General features: G+C 71.7%; 16 protein-coding genes and 1 tRNA gene. 9 read left to right on the forward strand and 8 right to left on the reverse strand.

Annotated features, from left to right (window positions below):
* Positions 1-97 precede the first annotated feature (97 nt).
* Positions 98-1,471 carry a sensor histidine kinase gene (locus tag ACRWK8_RS08185; RefSeq protein ID WP_431869348.1) on the reverse strand — a complete coding sequence of 458 codons (1,374 nt, stop codon included), beginning with the start codon at positions 1,469-1,471 and terminating at the stop codon, positions 98-100.
* Positions 1,468-2,133: a response regulator transcription factor gene (locus ACRWK8_RS08190; RefSeq protein ID WP_378739315.1), complete on the reverse strand. Its 666-nt coding sequence runs from the start codon at positions 2,131-2,133 to the stop codon at positions 1,468-1,470. Before ACRWK8_RS08190 ends, ACRWK8_RS08185 begins: the two co-directional genes overlap by 4 nt.
* A 160-nt stretch (positions 2,134-2,293) precedes the next feature.
* On the opposite strand from ACRWK8_RS08190, the gene ACRWK8_RS08195 reads away from it, so the two are divergent.
* The 3 genes from ACRWK8_RS08195 (at position 2,294) to ACRWK8_RS08205 (ending at position 5,393) form a co-directional block, all read left to right on the forward strand.
* Positions 2,294-2,992, forward strand: a complete 699-nt coding sequence (locus ACRWK8_RS08195) for a hypothetical protein (RefSeq protein ID WP_431869351.1) — start codon at positions 2,294-2,296, stop codon at positions 2,990-2,992.
* A 126-nt stretch (positions 2,993-3,118) separates the two neighbouring features.
* A complete protein-coding gene (locus tag ACRWK8_RS08200; RefSeq protein WP_431869353.1) occupies positions 3,119-4,504 on the forward strand; it encodes an LCP family protein in 1,386 nt (461 codons plus the stop codon).
* Between the two features lie 67 nt (positions 4,505-4,571).
* A complete protein-coding gene (locus ACRWK8_RS08205) occupies positions 4,572-5,393 on the forward strand; it encodes a universal stress protein (protein WP_378739307.1) in 822 nt (273 codons plus the stop codon).
* A 284-nt stretch (positions 5,394-5,677) separates the two neighbouring features.
* On the opposite strand, the gene ACRWK8_RS08210 is transcribed toward ACRWK8_RS08205, so the two are convergent.
* From ACRWK8_RS08210 to ACRWK8_RS08225, 4 genes are all read right to left on the reverse strand, one after another.
* Positions 5,678-5,751 (reverse strand) — tRNA-Val (locus ACRWK8_RS08210).
* Positions 5,752-5,803: 52 nt separating this feature from the next.
* Positions 5,804-6,271 (reverse strand): peroxiredoxin, encoded by a 468-nt coding sequence (locus ACRWK8_RS08215; protein ID WP_431869355.1) that lies wholly within the window; start codon positions 6,269-6,271, stop codon positions 5,804-5,806.
* 134 nt (positions 6,272-6,405) lie between these two features.
* Positions 6,406-6,831 carry a DUF3052 domain-containing protein gene (locus ACRWK8_RS08220; protein ID WP_026129353.1) on the reverse strand — a complete coding sequence of 142 codons (426 nt, stop codon included), beginning with the start codon at positions 6,829-6,831 and terminating at the stop codon, positions 6,406-6,408.
* A gap of 182 nt (positions 6,832-7,013) precedes the next feature.
* Complete coding sequence (locus tag ACRWK8_RS08225) at positions 7,014-7,424, reverse strand: secondary thiamine-phosphate synthase enzyme YjbQ (RefSeq protein WP_352388094.1); 411 nt, start codon at positions 7,422-7,424, stop codon at positions 7,014-7,016.
* Positions 7,425-7,552: 128 nt separating this feature from the next.
* Between ACRWK8_RS08225 and ACRWK8_RS08230 the strand changes: the two genes are divergently transcribed.
* Positions 7,553-9,220 carry an alkaline phosphatase D family protein gene (locus tag ACRWK8_RS08230; protein ID WP_378739302.1) on the forward strand — a complete coding sequence of 556 codons (1,668 nt, stop codon included), beginning with the start codon at positions 7,553-7,555 and terminating at the stop codon, positions 9,218-9,220.
* A gap of 81 nt (positions 9,221-9,301) precedes the next feature.
* Here the strand turns inward: ACRWK8_RS08230 and ACRWK8_RS08235 are convergent, their stop codons facing one another.
* Both ACRWK8_RS08235 and ACRWK8_RS08240 read right to left on the reverse strand, forming a co-directional pair.
* Positions 9,302-10,234, reverse strand: coding sequence for a hypothetical protein (locus tag ACRWK8_RS08235; RefSeq protein ID WP_378739299.1), 933 nt, complete (start codon positions 10,232-10,234; stop codon positions 9,302-9,304).
* A 305-nt stretch (positions 10,235-10,539) separates the two neighbouring features.
* Complete coding sequence (locus tag ACRWK8_RS08240) at positions 10,540-11,778, reverse strand: PucR family transcriptional regulator (RefSeq protein ID WP_378739297.1); 1,239 nt, start codon at positions 11,776-11,778, stop codon at positions 10,540-10,542.
* 329 nt (positions 11,779-12,107) lie between these two features.
* Between ACRWK8_RS08240 and ACRWK8_RS08245 the strand changes: the two genes are divergently transcribed.
* From ACRWK8_RS08245 to ACRWK8_RS08265, 5 genes are all read left to right on the forward strand, one after another.
* Positions 12,108-13,016, forward strand: coding sequence for an ACP S-malonyltransferase (locus ACRWK8_RS08245; RefSeq protein WP_431869492.1), 909 nt, complete (start codon positions 12,108-12,110; stop codon positions 13,014-13,016).
* A 2-nt stretch (positions 13,017-13,018) separates the two neighbouring features.
* The gene (locus ACRWK8_RS08250; protein WP_378739293.1) at positions 13,019-13,975 is read left to right on the forward strand and encodes a beta-ketoacyl-ACP synthase III; all 957 of its coding nucleotides are present in this window, start codon (positions 13,019-13,021) and stop codon (positions 13,973-13,975) included.
* Between the two features lie 91 nt (positions 13,976-14,066).
* Complete coding sequence (locus tag ACRWK8_RS08255; protein ID WP_357764252.1) at positions 14,067-14,309, forward strand: acyl carrier protein; 243 nt, start codon at positions 14,067-14,069, stop codon at positions 14,307-14,309.
* 133 nt (positions 14,310-14,442) lie between these two features.
* The gene (gene fabF / locus ACRWK8_RS08260; RefSeq protein WP_378739291.1) at positions 14,443-15,681 is read left to right on the forward strand and encodes a beta-ketoacyl-ACP synthase II; all 1,239 of its coding nucleotides are present in this window, start codon (positions 14,443-14,445) and stop codon (positions 15,679-15,681) included.
* Between the two features lie 173 nt (positions 15,682-15,854).
* Positions 15,855-17,027, forward strand: coding sequence for an EAL domain-containing protein (locus ACRWK8_RS08265; RefSeq protein ID WP_431869360.1), 1,173 nt, complete (start codon positions 15,855-15,857; stop codon positions 17,025-17,027).
* Positions 17,028-17,053 lie beyond the last annotated feature (26 nt).

The raw sequence follows: 17,053 nt of genomic DNA on the forward strand, positions 1-17,053 counted from the left end.
CTGTGGGGACGGCGGTCCGGGCCGACGGAACCGACGATAGGGGTTGGGGCTCGGCCCCGGCAGCCCCAAACCGAGAAGAGCGTCGCTCGGGGCCCGGTCAGGCCCTGGCGACGGGCAGGAGGATCCGGACCGTGGTCCCCTCGGGACCGCTCCGGACGTCCACGTCACCGCCCTGTGCCGTCACCAGGGACCGCACGATCGACAGTCCCAGGCCGACGAGCCCTCCCGCCTCGTTGGGACGGGTCGTCACGAACGGCTCGAACACCAGGGGGAGCACGTCCGGGTCGATCCCGTCCCCGTCGTCCGTGACGGTCAGGGCCACCGTGTCCCCCTCGACCCTGGTGGCCACGTCCACGACGACGTGCGGCGGGTTGTGGTCGATCGCGTTGGAGACCAGGTTCATCAGGCACTGCTCCAACCGAGCCTCGTCTCCGAGCACGACCTGCGGGGCGGCCTCGTGGAAGACCACGGACCGCGCGAAGGAGAGGGACCCCACCCTGGCCCGGACGGCGTCGAACAGGTCCGGCAGGAACACGGGACCCCGGTCGGCGTCGATCCCGTCACCGCCGCGCGCCACGGCCATGAGGTCCTCCAGCACGCGCCGCAACCGCTCCAGTTCGGCGTGCACGATCTCCGCCTCCGGGCCGCCCAGGAGCTCCAGGTGTCCCTCCGCGACGGCGAGGGGCGTGCGGACCTCGTGCGAGATCGCCGCCAGGTAGCGGCGCCGTCCCGTCTCCGCCTGCTCGATGCGGGTGAGCATGCGGTTGATCTCGGTGGCCAGCTCCGCGATCTCGTCCCCGGTGTCCGGGACGGGAACGCGGGTGGCCAGTTCGGTCGGTGAGATCCGCTGTGCCGCCGCCGACACCTTCCGCACCGGTGCCAGGGTGCGCCGCACCACCAGCCACAGCGCGGCCCCTCCCCCACCGATGCCGATGCCTCCCGCCAGGGCGGTGAACAGTAGGACCGTGGCGGCCGTGTCCTGGACGGTGTCCAACGGCGCGGCGACGGTGATGACGGCGATCTTCTCGTCGGCCGCGTCGGTGACGGGGGTGTCCAGGACCCGGACCCGACCGACGTCGGTGTCCACGGTGCGCGCGACCCCGGGCGCGGAGACGGGCGCGTCGTCACCGCGCATCAGCCCGGCGACCTCGGCGGGGCCGCCGGTGCTCTGCAGACGGACCCCGTCGACGTGCACCAGCGACACGTGCCGGGGGCCGCTGGGGCGAATCGACAGCGCACGCTGCGCCGCTCGCTCGGCCTCGGGCCCCGACACCATGCCGTCCAGACCCGCCGCGGCGGGCAGTTGGTCGCCCAACGTGTCGCTCAGCAGCGCGGACTCCTCCCGCAGCAGGTCGTCCACGTCGTTACGGCCCGAGACGAGGACCAGTTCATGGGTCAGGGCGGTGACACCGCCGACCACCAGCACCATCACCATGAGGGCCCGGAGGACCAGGCGCCGGGTGAGGCTCACCCCTCGCCGCCGCTCAACCGGTAGCCGACGCCCCGCACGGTCTCGATGCGGTCCGCTCCGAGTTTGCGGCGCAGTTGGCTGACGTAGACCTCGACCACGTTGGAGGCGCCGTCGAAGTCGTAGCCCCAGACCAGGTCGAGCAGCTGGGCCTGGGAGAAGACCTGGTTGGGGTGGTGGAGCAGGACCGACAGGAGGGCGAACTCCCGTGCGGACAGGGGGACGACGGCTCCGTCCACGAAGGCCGTGTGCCTCCCCAGGTCCAGGGTCACGCCCCGGGCGGTCACGCCGTCGGCCCGGTCCGAGCCGCTGGTGCGCAGCCTGGCGCGGACCCGGGCCAGCAGTTCGTTGACGCTGAACGGCTTGACCACGTAGTCGTCGGCCCCGGCGTCGAGGTTGGCGATCCGATCGCCGACCGCGTCCTTGGCGGTGAGCACGATCACCGGCACCGAGGGACGGCGCAGGCGGAGGCGGCGCAGGACCTCCTCGCCCGCCAGGCCCGGTAGTCCCAGATCGAGGATGACCAGCTCGACGTCGGTCGACAGCGCCATGACCAGCCCGTCGATACCGTCCGCAGCGGTCACCACCGTGTGCCCGGCGTTCTCCAGAGCGCGCCGGACGAAGGAGACGATGCCCTCCTCGTCCTCCACCACCAGAATCGCCACCGCGCGCAACCCTCCCGTTTCCCTGGACCAGCCCAGCATGCCGTTGGAAGCTGAGCCCTTGATGAAGGAAACCTGAAAGCCGTCTTCAGGCTGCTTTCAGGTTCCCATCATCGGGCTGGTGGACAATGGATGCTCTCGACACCCGCCGTTGGAGGGACCGATGACGCGACACCGCACGACGATCCTGGTCTCGTGCGCGGCGGTGGCCCTGTCGATCCTGGGCGCGGGCGGGTACGTCGTGCTCAAGGACCCGGACCTGGCGGTGGAGACGATCCGGCTCGACGGTTTCACCGGCGCCCCCACGCTGCGCTCGCCGGTCGGGGAGGGCACGTCACGGCCGGTCGACGGCTTCGAGCAGCTGATCGGTGAACTGCGCTCCGGCGGCGCCGCCGAGGACTGGTACGTCGCCGGGGTGGGGGTGGACTTCGGTCCTCGCGCGTGGTTGCTCACCGATCCCGTGCTGGAGGACTTCGACGGCGACGGCACGGCGGGCACGATCCTGGAGGAGCTGCGCGCCCTGGAGGGTACCGAGGTCACGCTGGGGGTGCGCTACGGCTCCGAGGAGGACGCGGCCCGCGACGGGGTGGGCGTGTTCACCGTCAACGGAGTGCAGTTCCGGGACGCCGACGGCGGGCCCGCGCCGTGGGAGGACCCCGAAGCCCGTCGGGAGGCCGACCGGGAGGAGGTCTCCGCCGCTGCCGAGGAGGCGGTCGGAGAGGGGTCCCGCGCCACCGCCGTCGAGCGCGACGAGGAGGGCGGGCCGGGGTGGTCCGTCCTGGTCCGGGGGGCGGACGGACAGGACTACGAGGTGATCCTCGACGTCTCCGCCGGGATCGAGGACGTTCGCCCCCACGACTGACCCCGAAGCCCGTACCGACACGGTCCCGACCAACCTGAGGGGCGTCTTCAGGTTGACCTCAGGAAGCGCTCAGAAACCACTGACACGCTGTCCCGGTTGCGTCGAGACGAGAGAGGAGACGGGGATTTGTCGGGTCCGTCATCCCAGCGGCTTTCCACGGGGAAGTGGGTCGCGTGCGTCGCGACCGCGCTGGTCATCATCGCGAGTCTGCTGAGTTACGGCTGGTACCAGGGACTGGTCGGCAACATCACGACCGCCCAGGTGGACACCGACGAGTGGGACCGGCCCACGAGCGTCGAGGGCGTCATGAACATCCTCGTCATCGGCTCGGACGTGCGCTCGGGGGAGAACGCCGACTACGGGGCCGCAGAGGGTGCGAGGCCGGACACGATGCTCATCGCGAGCATCAACGTGGACAACGGCGCGGCGACCCTGGTGAACCTGCCCCGCGACCTCATGGTCGACCTGCCCGGCTGCGAGGCGACGGAGGGCTACGAGGGCATGAGTCCGCAGGAGGGCATGATCAGCTCGGTGATGACCTTCGGCGGGGTGGGCTGCCAGTGGCAGGTCGTCGAGCAGGTCACGGGTGTGCACCTGGACCACTTCCTGATGATGGACTTCGTCGGTTTCAAGGACATGGTGGACTCGATCGGCGGCGTCGAGATGTGCATCCCCGAGCCGGTGGACGACCCCAAGGCGCACCTGGTGCTCGACGCCGGGCTCCAGACCCTGGACGGTGAGGACTCGCTCGGCTTCGTCCGCTCGCGCTATGCCCAGGGGGACGGCAGCGACCTGTCGCGGATCGACCGTCAGCAGGAGTTCATGGGCGCCATGCTCCGCGAGGTGCTGAGCAGTGACGTGATGACCAGCCCCGTCACGATCACCCGGTTCCTGGGCGCCGTCACCGACTCCATCACCACCGACGAGGGACTGACGGTGGACACCATGGCCGACATCGCGATCTCGATGCGCGAGGTCGACCTGGACCGGGTCCAGTTCGTCACGGTTCCCAACGGCGCCCACCCGGCCGACGAGAACCGCATCATCATGAGTGACGCGGCCCCGGCCCTGTTCGAGGCGATCAACAACGGCGAGGACCTCGGCGGCGACGGCGACGACGAGGATGACGGAGGGCCCGGTGAGAGTTCCGTGGAGCCCGGCGACGTCTCGGTCGAGATCGCCAACAACACCGGAATCGACGGCCTCGCCCTGGAGATCCAGGCCGTCCTGGTCCAGGAGGGCTTCGTGGTCACCGGCACGGGCAACCCCGACCAACGCGCCCCCGACGCGACCACCGTGTACCACGGTCCGGGGGACGAGGCCGCGGCCAAGCTGCTCGCGGACAGCCTCACCAACGCCCAGACCGAGGAGGCCGAGGGCCTGGAACAGACCCTCGAACTCGTCGCCGGATCGGACTGGGAGGGCTTCGGCGGCTCTTCCTCCGGGAGTGACCTGTCCATCACCGACGACCTCGGCGGCGTCACCGCCGAGAAACAGGAGAGCGCGTGCTGACGGTGAACCGACCGCGTCGGCCGAGCGACGCACGGCACGCGGAGGCCGAGTTCTGATGCGAGGAAACGTGAACGCCCGATCGACCGTGACCGTGGGCGGTGACGGCTCCCGTGCCAGTCTCGACGCCGTCGAGTGGGCGAGTGCCTACGCGCGCCTCTGGGAGGCCTCACTCCGGATCGTGACCGTGGGGGCCTCCGGCCCGGCCCGCAGGGGTCCGGTCTCGGACTCCCGGAGGCAGATCTCCCGCGAGGAGTTCCAGACCAACCAGCGGCTCCGGCGCAGGGCGGAGGCGGCCTTCTCCCGCGCCGTGGGGGCCGTACCGGAGGACCGCATCGAGATGCGGGTCGTCGCCGGGGACCCCGTCGACGCGCTGCTCGCCGCCGCGGAGGGGGGACCGCTGGTGGTCGGCACGCGCCGACTGGGATTCCTGTCCGGGACCATCGCGGGATCCGTCAGCCGGAGACTGATCGGCCGCTCCCCCGGCCCCGTCGCCGTCGTCTCCGGGGCCGCCTCACAGGGACGGGGCCGCGTCGTCGCGGGGGTCGACGGTGGCCCCTCCACCGGCGCCGTGGTGTCCTACGCCCTGGAAGAGGCCCGGATACGCGGCGCGGAGCTCCTGCTCTTCCGAGCGATCGGAGACTCCTCCCCGAACGAGCGCTCAGGGACGGCCGCGGTCGAGGAGGCGAAGGGGTCGGGCCGGGACGTGCGCGTCCGTGAGGAGGAGCGGCGCGGGGACCCGGTCGACCTCCTCGTGGAGCGCTCGGCCGAGGCCGACCTGATCGTCGTGGGGACCCGGAGTCTGGGGCTGACCGCCGGGCTCCTGCGCGGGTCCGTCGGTCAGAGGCTCACCGTGCGAGCCAGGTGCCCGGTCGTGGTCATCCCGGGCTGACGGCCCGGGCCCCCGTCAACGGTCCGTGACGGGCTGTCTGAGGATGGTGCGCGGCCTCTCAGGGCTCTCGGGGGCGCTCCCGCGCGGTCGTCGAGGTGGAACTCGCGGCGTTCGCCGGTCACCCCGGGCCGCGGTCCGGGCGGAACCCGTCGTGCCTCCGACCGTCCGGCGGCGGGACGGCGTGGCCCCGCGTCGGGACTCCGGGGGCCGTCCCCAGAGGAGACGACGGAACGACCCGGCGCGGACGGAGGACCTCCCCCGAGCGGGGTCGTTCCTGGGTGGAGTGGGCGCGAAGGGACTCGAACCCCTGGCCTATTGCTTGTAAGGCAATTGCTCTAACCAACTGAGCTACGCGCCCGTGTGTGCGTCGCGAGAGATCATACCGCTTCGCGGTGGTTCTCGCGCCTGGCTCATCCCGCCAGGTGGCGGGCCTGGGCCACGTACTCCTCAACGTCCCGGGGTCGGTCGACGGCCGTGTGCGCGGTCCAGCGGACCACGCCCTCGGCGTCGATGAGGAAGGTGCCCCGCCGGGCCACTCCGCGCCCCTCGTCGAGGACCCCGTACTCCCGGGCGACCCCGCCGTGCGGCCAGAAGTCCGAGAGCAGCGCGAAGGGGAACCCCTCCCGGTCGGACCAGGTGCGCAGGGCGAAGGTGGAGTCCACCGACACCGCCAGCACCGTGACCCCGAGGTCCCGGAGCTCGTCGTGGTGGTCGCGCAGGTCCGCGAGCTCTCCCGAGCACACCCCCGAGAAGGCCAACGGGTAGAACACGACGAGCACGGGGCCGCCTCGGAGGGCGCTCAGGACGGTGTCCTGGCCGTACTGGTCCCGGAGGCTGAACTCGGGCGCGCGGGCGCCCACGGAGACGGTGTCGGTCATGCTCACGTTCGTGTCGGCCGACCGCGCGGGCCGGTACCGGTGCCCGTCGGTCGACGGGCACCCCTCAGCGCCGCGCGCCCGTGCTTTCCGAGGCGCGCGACGCCGGACGACTCACCCGGTGCGGGTGGTGTCCGTCACCGCTTGGGAACGACCAGGCGGGTGCCCGACCAGTCGGCGCCGATGCTGACCGCGCTGGTCTGCGACAGGCCCGAAGTAGTGGCGGCCTCGGCCACGTCGTTGGGTGACACGTGCAGCTCACGACCGGCCTTCGGGGTCAGGACCAGGATGGTCCCTCCGTCGGCGATGGTCGTCACCGTGTCCATCAGAGCGTCGGTGAGGTCGCCTTCCTCGTCGGACCGCCACCACAGCAGTGCCGCGTCGACGTCGCCGTCGAAGTCCTCGTCGACCAGTGCCTCGCCCGTGAGTTCGGCGATGGAAGCGCGCAGTCCCTCATCGACGTCGTCGTCGAACCCGAATTCCTGCACCACCTGACCCGGCTTGAATCCGAGTCGGTCAGCCAAGCCGCGTTCGCTTTGTGCCTGGCCCGCGGTCGCGCTCACGAAAGTTCTCCTCCACAGATGGTTTTTCTCAATCTTGCCTGCACGAAGCAGTTGTCACAACGATGCCGGGCATTTTTTGTCGCCCGTCACGTGGGTCCGTAACCATCGCTGATGGCCTAGTTCACACGCTAGTGGCATATCCCGTCAACGCGCGTCCGAACCCGGCTCGCGTTCGAATCAGCTCATCCGGACTCCAGGAAGGACAACCGGACCTGCCGATCCGGGTTGTCCACGTTCAGGTCCACGATCGCGACGGACTGCCACGTGCCCAGTTCGAGTCTGCCGGATAGTACTGGCAGTGTGGTCTGCGGTGCGACGAACGCCGGCATGACGTGTGAGCGTCCGTGTCCTCGGGACCCGTGCCGGTGCCGCCACCGGTCGTCGGCTGGCAGCAGGTCGTCGAGGGAGGCCAGGAGGTCGTCGTCGGACCCCGCGCCCAGCTCGATGATGGCCACGCCCGCCGTCGCGTGCGGGACGAAGACGTTGAGCAGGCCGTCGCCGCCGCTCCGGGCGACGAACTCTCGGCACTGCTCGGTGATGTCGGTGACGCTCTCCGATCCGCCGGTGTGCAGCTCAAGGATCAGTGTCCGCATAGCGACACCTTCGCGCAGCCTGGCCCCCGGTGCAACCATCACGCGTGGATCCGCAGGTGACCGAACCCCCGCGAAGGGGCCATACTCCTCCTCGACGTGTGTGAAACTGGACGAAAGAAGGGATAAGGGTGACTGTCTCGTTACTTTTGGGGCCCGTGCTTCGCCACGTGGGCCCCGCCACGGCGACGGTGTGGGTGGAGACGGACGCCCCCTGTGACGTCCGGGTTCGCGTGGACGGCGGGCCGGTCTCGGCCAGCCGCACCTTCACGGTCCACGGCCACCACTACGCCGTGTGCGAAATCGAGGGCCTGACGCCGGGTTCCGTCCTCCCCTACGAGGTCTTCCTCGGTGAGGACCGGGTGTGGCCCGAACCCGACAGCCCGCTGCCGCCCAGCGTCCTGCGCACCCTGTCCCCGGACGCGCCGACCCGGCTGCTGTACGGCTCCTGCCACACCCCCACCGGTGACACTCCCGAGGGCCTGGTCCGCTACGGCCCCGACATGCTCCGTGCCACCGCCCGCCGCCTGGCCCGTGAGGACCCGACCGAGGACAACCTGGTCCTGCTGCTCATCGGCGACCAGGTCTACGCCGACGAGGTCCAGGAGCCCATGCGGGCCTTCCTCCGGGAGAGGCGCGGCGCGGAGGACCCGGACGGCGCACCGGAGGGCGAGGTCGTCCGTTTCGACGAGTACGCCGAGCTCTACCGACAGGCCTGGTCCGACCCCCAGGTGCGGTGGCTGCTGTCGACCGTGCCCACACTGATGGTCTTCGACGACCACGACATCCGCGACGACTGGAACACCTCGGCGGCCTGGCGCGGCGCGATGGACGGGTACCCGTGGTGGCGCACCCGGGTGACCAGCGGACTCGGCGCCTACTGGGTGTACCAGCACGTGGGGAACCTCTCCCCCGACGCGCGCGCCAAGGACCCGCTGTGGGCGGCCGTGCGCGACCACCGCGAGCGCGGCACCGACGCCGGGGACGCGCTGGACGCGTTCGCGTGGCGCGCGCACGACGAGCCCTCCTCCTACCGGTGGAGCCACCACCACGACGTGGGCGGCGTACGGGTCCTCGTGGCCGACACCCGCTGCGGCCGGGACCTGGACGAGAACGACCTCCCCGGCGGCTCACGGTCCATCCTGGGATCCGACGGTCACGACTGGCTGGACGAGCACCTGACCGGCGGCCCCGACCACCTCGTGGTCGCCTCCACCGTCCCGGTCCTGCTGCCGCCCTCCGTGCACCACCTGGAGGCGTGGAACGAGGCGGTGTGCGCGGGCGCCTGGGGTGCGGCGGCCAGGACCCCCGCCGAGCGGCTGCGCCAGGCCCTGGACCTGGAGCACTGGGGCGCCTTCCAGTACTCCTTCCACCGCCTGGCGGACGCCGTGCTCGACGTCGCCCGTGGCGGCAGGGGTCCGGCTCCCGCCACGGTCCTGCTGCTCAGCGGAGACGTGCACTTCTCCTACCTGGCCCGCGCGCGGGCCCGTGCGGGGCACACGACCTCCCGGGTCGCCCAGCTGGTCTCCTCCGCGCTGTGCAACCAGCTCTCCCCGAACCTGCGCCGCGCGGCCACGGTGTCCGCGAGCTGGCCCCTGCGGCTGGCCGGGAGCGTCCTGACGCGGCTGGCGGGGGTGCGTCGCGCCCCGCTCTCCTGGGGGCTCTCGGAGCGCCCCTACTTCGGCAACACGATCGGTGAGGTGGTCTTCGACGGCCGCGAGGCCGAGGCGCGCTGGTACCACTGCCCGCAGGGCGGGGACGACGCCCTGCCCGAGGTCCGCCGCCGGGCCGTCATCTGACCCGTGACACGGCTCCGGCGGCGCCCGTGGGGGCGCCGCCGGAGTGCGTCGCGGAGTCTCGTGCCGGAGGGCGGCCGGGCCCTAGGGCTTGTGCGAGGGCGGACGCCGACTCGCGTGTCCCCGGCGCCGGTTGCGTACGCTCAGGCCGAGCGCCCCGCCCTGTTCCAGGAGCTCCCGGGCCGCCCTGTTGACGGTGCCGCGCGACCTGGTGGCCGCGGGGGCGTCCTCGGTCTCGCCCAGCTCGGGCTTGGGCAGGAGCGTGGTGGGCTCGTTGTCCTGATCGTCGAGTTCCTCGGGGAGCGCGTGCAGCTTGCGGGTGCGCTGGAGCTGTGGCCCCTCGGTCGCGGGCGGTTCCTCGACGGGCGCCTGCGGCTCGGTGGGGTTGCGCTTCTCCTCGTCGACGGCCTCCTTCCACGCCTGGTCCTGCTGCTGGTCCTCCTGCTTCTGGCGCTCCAGACGGCGGGCGCGGTCGGTGCGCCACGCACGGTAGGAGCGGACCAGCGGGGTGACCACCGGCCAGGTGACCCTGGCGGGCCGGGAGAGGGCGTGCCAGAGGTAGGCGGTGGTACCCCAGGCCTCCATGGCCCTGCGAGCCCTGGTGATGGTGAAGAAGGTGGGCATGGCGAGCAGCAGCTGCGGCCAGGCCAGGGCCAGCGCGGCGAACAGCGGGTACATGCCGCCGCCCGCGATCGCGGCCGCGGCGCCGATGACCACCGGCACCAGCGCCAGCGCCACCCGCAGCTGGGTGAACTGCCGGAAGCGGTGCAGGGAGCGGCGGGCCGAGACCGGCGGCGCCAGCCCCTCGGGAAGCGGGGTGGGCTGCACGATCACGGCGAGCAGCAGCGTTCCCACACCCACGCTCGCGGCCAGCAGGATGGTCCATCCGGCGGCGGACATCGCGCCGCCCACCAGCAGGTACACCAGGCCCAGGACCGGGACCGGCGCGGGGAGCCAGAACAGGACGCGCCTGCGCAGCTCACCCTCCTGCGTGGGTTGGAGTACGAAATCGATCACCGGGCGTAGTATCCGGAACCTCTTCCTCGGTCGCTCGACCACAGCGTTGGACCCCCCAAGAACGTCGTGACGGAGCGGTGCGGGGAGCGACGCCCGAGGGTTTTCGTCGTCTCTGGCTCCACCTGCAACCTGCCCGTATCAAAGCTATCTCTTTTCGCGTAGTCCCCGGGCGCACACGGTGAGTTACACACATACCCGACGCTGGTGAAACTTCCATAAACCAGCCGAAAAGGGAGGCAACGATCAGATTACGACGTGGCGGAGGTCACGCCCCCGAGCGTGGCCGACACCGGCCACCGGGAGGATCAGTCCCGGGTTTCGGACAATCGGCCCAGAGCCACCGCCACCCGAAGCACGAAGGAGCCGCGCCCGTCCGAGGGGATGTGCCCGGTGAGCTCGGAGATCCGGCTCAGCCGGTAGCGCACCGTGTTCGGGTGCACGAAGAGCATGCGCGCCGTGGCCTCCAGTGACGAGGCGTGCTCGAGGTACACCGACAACGTGTCCAGCAGCGGGGAACCGGCGCCCTGGAGCGGCAGGTACACCTCCGTCACCAGCTGGTGGCGGGCCTCCGTGTCACCCTCCAGGGCCCGCTCCGGCAGCAGGTCGTCGGCGAGCACCGGCCGGGGCGCGTCGGGCCACGCGACGGCGGCCCGCAGACCGTTCACCGCGGACCGCACCGACGATCCCGCCGCGTGCAGGTCCGCCACGGCCGGGCCCACCACCACGGGTCCGTCTCCGAACAGCCCCGCCAGGGGCTCCACCGGCTCGATCGGGAGGTCGTCGACCGGATGGCGGTCCCCCACCCCGACCACCACGACCACGCGACGCCCCTGCATGCCCGCCAGTACGTCGTAGCCCAGGCGGCGGGCGGCCGAGCGCAGGTCGTCCATGACCTTGCCGCCGTCCTCGTCACCGATGTCCCCGGCCACCGCGATCACCGGCGTGTGCGACCAGCCCAGCGCCGACCCCCAGGTCTGGAGCCCCTCCACCTGGTCCCCGTGCAGGAGCGCGTCGACGATCAGCGCCTCCAGCCGGGCGTCCCAGGCGCCACGGGCCTCGGCCGCGCGGGCGTAGACCTTGGCGGAGCTGAAGGCCACCTCGCGCGTGTAGCGGAGCATCGCCTCGCGCAGCTGCTGTTCGCCGCCCGGGGCGGCCAGGTCGTCGACCTGGTTCTCGACCACCTCGATGACCACCCGGATCATGTCGACGGTCTGCTGGAGGGAGACCGACCGGGTCAGTTCGCGCGGGGCGGTGCCGAAGACCTCCACCGTGATCGCGGGACGACCGCGTTCCGGGTCACGGAACCAGTCCACGAAGGCCGCCACTCCGGACTGCGCCACGAGGCCGATCCACGACCGGTCCTGGGCCGACATCCGGCGGAACCAGCCGAGTCGCTCCTCCATACGGCTGACCGCCGCGGTGCCCAGCGCCCCCATGGAGCGTTCCAGGCGTCGGACGGTCTCGGCGCGGATCTGGTCCTGAGGGGCGCCGTTCCCGGTCGGCGCGCTCGCGCCGTCCTCGGTCGGTCGGGGTTCGGTGTTCACTCGTCTAGGTTCGCATCCTCTCCGCACCCGATCCGGAGTTCGCCTCCGTGTCGGCCGTCACGCCCCGCACCGGGCGGTCCGGGGGCGAGGCGTGAGGGGGCCCGCGTACCGTCGGAAAGTGATCTCCTCCACCCGTTTCGGGTTTGTGGGGACATCACCGGTGGCTTTTTGTGGATTACCTACAAAAGGACTTCGGTGAACTTCGTGTCTCCCACCATCCAGCTGGTGATCTCCTACAGGGCAAGGTTGATGTCGTGCTTGTAATCGTTGCTCCAGGCCAAGGCGCCCAGGTTCCCGGTTTCCTCTCCCCGTGGCTCGAACTCCCCGGCATGGCCGAGACGTTCTCCTCGTGGTCCGAGGTGACCGGTCTCGACCTCGTGCGCTACGGCACCACGGCGGACGCGGACGAGATCCGCGACACCGCCGTCGCCCAACCGCTCCTGGTGAGCGCCGGCCTGGCCGCGGCCACCGCGCTGCTCGGCCCGCTGACCGCCCCCGGCGCCCCGCTGCCCGCCTCGCCCTCCCTCGTGGACGCCACGGCCGGGCACAGCGTCGGTGAGTTCACCGCCGCCGCGCTGGCCGGTGTGCTCTCCCCCAAGGACGCGCTGGCCCTGGTGGCCGAGCGCGGCCGTGGGATGGCCGACGCCGCCGCCCGCACCGAGACCGGGATGACCGCGATCCTGGGCGGTGAGCGCGAGGCCGTCCTGGCCGCCATCGAGGCCGCCGGGCTGACCCCGGCCAACGACAACGGCTCCGGTCAGATCGTGGCCGCCGGAACCACCGCCCAGCTGGCGGCGTTCGCCGAGAACCCGCCCGAGCGGGCCCGGCTGCGGCCCCTGTCCGTGGCGGGCGCCTTCCACACCGAGCACATGGCCCCGGCCGTGGAGCGGGTGCGGGACGCCGCCCGGAGCCTGGCCACCGCCGACCCCAGCGTCCGTCTTCTGTCGAACGCCGACGGAGCCGTGGTCGAGAGCGGCGCCGAGTACCTGGACCGCCTGGTCTCGCAGATCTCCTCGCCGGTCCGCTGGGACGCCTGCACCGACACCCTCTCCGACCTCGGGGTGACCGCGTTCATCGAGCTGACCCCGGCGGGCACGCTCAGTGGCCTCGCCAAGCGCGCGCTGCGTGGCATCGAGATCCTCGCGGTGAAGACCCCCGACGACCTCGAACGCGCCAGCGCTCTCATCAAGGAGCACGCGGGGACCCCCTCCCCCGCGAGCAGCCAGCAGGAAGGCTGAGCATGTTCAACGTCCCCAGTGCGCCCGGCGGTGCCGCGATCCGTTCCTTCGGCGGGTACCAGCCGTCGCGGGTCGTGACCAACGCCGATCTGGAGGCCCGCGTCGACACCAACGACGAGTGGATCCAGAGCCGTGTGGGCATCAGGGAGCGTCGCGTCGCCGGACCCGAGGACTCCGTGGCGAGCATGGCCGTCGCCGCCGGAGGCAAGGCCCTCGCGGCGGGCGGGCTCTCCCCCGAGGACATCGACCTGGTGATCGTGGCCACCTGCACCGTGCAGGACCAGATCCCCAACACCGCGGCGACCGTCGCCGCGCGGCTCGGCATCTCCGCTCCGGGTGCCTTCGACGTCAACGCGGCCTGCGCGGGCTTCGTCTACGCGCTCGGGCTGGCCTCGGACTCGGTCCGGGCCGGAAGCTCGCGCAACGTCCTGGTGATCGGCTCGGAGAAGCTCAGCGACTGGGTGGACTGGGAGGACCGGTCCACCTGTGTGATCTTCGCCGACGGTGCCGGGGCCGCCGTGGTCTCGGCCTCCGAGGAGCACGCCGTCGGTCCGGTCGTCTGGGGTTCCTCGGGCGAGCGCGCCGACACGATCCACCTGCGTGAGGGCAAGTACCTCCACCAGGAGGGTCAGGCCGTCTTCCGGTGGACCACCACCGAGTTGTACAAGGTGGCCCTGGAGGCGCTGGAGCGCGCCGGTGTGGAGCCGTCCGAGCTCACCGCCTTCGTGCCCCACCAGGCCAACCTGCGGATCGTCGAGTCCATCGCGCGCAAGCTGGGGGCACCCCAGGCACTCGTGGCCCGCGATATCGTCACCGCTGGCAACACCTCCTCCGCCTCGATCCCTCTCGCGCTGTCGCGCATGGTCGAACGCGGGGAGCTGCCGTCGGGGAGCACCGTGCTCACCCTGGGATTCGGTGCGGGCCTGGTCTACGCCGCACAGGTGATCCGCATCCCCTGATCCGATGATCCGATCCCAGCGGACGCGGGCCCGCCCGCCCCGTTCGGGAACGTCACCGACACCACGTTCGTCAAGCAAGGAGAAACACGACATGGCCGACCACAGCGAGCAGGACATCCTCAAGGGCCTCGGCGACATCGTCGAGGAGATCGTCGGCACGGAGCCCGCCGAGGTCACCCCCGAGAAGTCGTTCGTGGACGACCTGGACATCGACTCGCTGTCCATGGTCGAGATCGCCGTCGCCGCGCAGGACAAGTTCGGCGTGGAGATCCCCGACGACCAGCTCAAGGACCTCAAGACGGTCCAGGACGTCATCAACTTCATCCAGAAGTAGCGCGTCCGGGCCGCCGGTCCGCACCCCGGTCCGGCGGCCCGACCCGTCCCCACCAAGGACACCCCAGACCCACTCATTCGCCACGCCTCCCGGCACCGAGCCGGGATCGACCCACGAGAAGGGCGATCGGATCATGTCCAAGACCGATGTCGTCGTCACCGGCCTCGGCGCCACCACCCCCCTCGGGGGTGACGTCGCGACCACATGGTCCGCGCTCCTCGACGGCCGCTCCGGAATCAGCATGCTGCCGGAGGACTGGCACGAGAAGCTTCCGGTGCACTTCGCCGGGCAGATCGCGCAGGAACCCTCGGAGAAGCTGCCGCGCCCCCGGCTGCGCCGCCTCGACCGGACCCAGCAGTTCGCCCTGATCGCGGCGCAGGAGGCCTGGGACCACGCGGGCGCCCCCGACGTCGACCCCCTCCGTCTCGGCGTGGTGGTCTCCAGCGGCATCGGTGGCATCCTCACCATCCTGGAGCAGTACGACACCTTCCGTGAGAAGGGCTGGAAGCGGGTCTCCCCGTTCACCGTGCCCATGCTCATGCCCAACAGCCCGGCCGCCGCCGTGGCCCTGGAGTTCACCGCGCGCGCGGGCGCCCACGCCCCGGTCAGCGCCTGCGCCTCCAGCGCCGAGGCGATCGCCAACGGTGTGGACATGATCCGCGCGGGCCGGGCCGACGTGGTGATCGCGGGCGGTACCGAGGCCGCGATCCACCCCCTGAACATCGCCTCCTTCGCCTCCATGCGCGCGCTGTCCACGCGCAACGACGACCCGCAGACCGCGTCCCGCCCCTGGGACAGGAACCGCGACGGCTTCGTCATGGGCGAGGGCGCGGGCATCCTCGTCCTGGAGTCGGCCGAGCACGCCGCCAGGCGCGGCGCGCACGTGTACGCCCACGCCGCCGGTGTCGGCTACACCGACGACGCCCACGACATCGTCATGCCGGACCCGGAGGGCGCGGGCCAGGCCCGTGCCATCACCCAGGCGCTGGCCGACGCCGACCTCCGACCGAGCGACATCGTGCACGTCAACGCGCACGCCACGTCGACCCCGGCCGGGGACGTCGGTGAGACCCGCGCGATCCGCTCGGCCCTGGGCGAGTCCGCCGCCGACCGGGTCGCGGTGACCTCCACCAAGTCCATGACGGGCCACCTCCTGGGCGGCGCCGGGGCGGTGGAGTCGATCGCGACGATCCTCGCGCTGCACGAGGGCCAGATCCCGCCGACCATCAACATCTCCGAGCTCGACCCGGAGGCGGCCGTGGACATCGTCCGCGACAAGCCCCGGGAGATGCCGAGCGGGGACGTCGCCGCCATCAACGAGTCCTTCGGGTTCGGCGGCCACAACATCGCCGTGGCCTTCCGCCGCGCCTGATCCTTCGGGCCGCACGCGGCGTCGGATCCTCCAGTGGGCGTCACCGTAGGGTGACGCCCACTGTCGTGTCCGTGACCCCCGTCGACCGTTCGTGAACGCCCGGCGGCCCGTGTCCCAAGAACGGGCGAACTCCGCCGCCCGGGTCTTCATACGGGCGTGTCCCACGCGCGACCATGGCAGACGTGTCCACCCTGCCTCGCTCCCACACCCGCCCGGCTCCCACCGCCGATGACCAGCCCGGACGCCGCCGTCGCGGCCCGGCCTTCCGTCCTGTCGTGGACCTGGACTCCGGCGCCGTGGTGGCCGTGGAGGTCGTCGCCGCCGTTCCCGCGGGGCTGGGCCGCCCCGACGGACGGGGCGGTGGTTCCGCTCTGGTGGCCGAGTGGCTGGCCTCCCTGGTGCGCGCCGGTGCCGGCGTGGAGAGCCTGTCGCCGTTGGTCCTGCCCCTGCCCTCGGCCGCCCTCGTCGACGGCACCGACCTGCCCCGGTTGGTCGAGAGCGCGCTGCGCCGGGCCGGACGTCGGCCGCGCGACGTGACCCTGATGCTCACGCCCGACCTCGTGGAGCTGCCTCGGGCCTCCGTCCTGACAGCGGTCTCCGGGTTGCGCTCGTTGGGTTTCCGCTGTGGGTTCGGGACCGCGATGGCCCGGCCCGACCTGGTCGTGGAGGCCACCCCGTTCCTGGTCCGGATGGACCCCGTCCTGGTCTCGGGGATCGACGGAGACCAGCGCAACGGGGGGATCGTGGACGGGCTGGCCCGGATCGGGCGCAGCAGCGGCGTGTACGCGATGGCCGACGGCGTGGCCCGGAGCGAGGAGATCGTGCGCCTGCGCGCGTGCGGGGTGCGGTTGGGCTGTGGCGCGTACTTCGCGGACCCCGCCTGGCGGCCCGGCGAGAAGGTGACGCCGGTGCCGGAACCGGCGGCCACCTCCCTGGACGACACCGACGCGGGCCCCCGGGTCACCGAGTTCATGGTGCCGCCGCTGGACTTCGACTCGGAGTCCACCGGTGAGCACGTCCTGGAGGCGTTCACCGGGGACACCGCGCTCAACAGCGTGGTGCTCATCGACCACCGGGAGCGGCCGACGGGGGTCATCGACCGGACCCGGTTCCTGCTGTCGGTCACCGGGAGGTACGGGCACGCCCTGCACGCCAAGCGCCCCGCGCTGCGGCTGGCGGAGTCGCCCCGGACGGTGCCCGCGTGGATGTCCGCGATCTCGGCGCTGCGGGTGGCGGGGCAGGACCGTGAGCGGGTCTACGACGACCTGATCGTGACCAACCCCTACGGCCAGTGCGTGGGGGTCGTGCACGTGAGCGACCTCATCCAGTCGCTGTCCCGGCAGTGACCCGGACGGCACCACGACCCCGGACA

This window comes from Nocardiopsis eucommiae (genome assembly GCF_965344335.1).
Lineage (GTDB): Bacteria > Actinomycetota > Actinomycetes > Streptosporangiales > Streptosporangiaceae > Nocardiopsis > Nocardiopsis eucommiae.

Bases quoted from the DNA above. Each gene is read 5' to 3' on its own strand.
- ACRWK8_RS08195 (WP_431869351.1), top strand. From the start codon at position 2,294: ATGACGCGACACCGCACGACGATCCTGGTCTCGTGCGCGGCGGTGGCC.
- ACRWK8_RS08215 (WP_431869355.1), bottom strand. From the start codon at position 6,271: ATGACCGACACCGTCTCCGTGGGCGCCCGCGCGCCCGAGTTCAGCCTC.
- ACRWK8_RS08225 (WP_352388094.1), bottom strand. From the start codon at position 7,424: ATGCGGACACTGATCCTTGAGCTGCACACCGGCGGATCGGAGAGCGTC.
- ACRWK8_RS08245 (WP_431869492.1), top strand. From the start codon at position 12,108: ATGGCCGAGACGTTCTCCTCGTGGTCCGAGGTGACCGGTCTCGACCTC.
- ACRWK8_RS08250 (WP_378739293.1), top strand. From the start codon at position 13,019: ATGTTCAACGTCCCCAGTGCGCCCGGCGGTGCCGCGATCCGTTCCTTC.
- ACRWK8_RS08255 (WP_357764252.1), top strand. From the start codon at position 14,067: ATGGCCGACCACAGCGAGCAGGACATCCTCAAGGGCCTCGGCGACATC.
- fabF (WP_378739291.1), top strand. From the start codon at position 14,443: ATGTCCAAGACCGATGTCGTCGTCACCGGCCTCGGCGCCACCACCCCC.
- ACRWK8_RS08265 (WP_431869360.1), top strand. From the start codon at position 15,855: ATGGCAGACGTGTCCACCCTGCCTCGCTCCCACACCCGCCCGGCTCCC.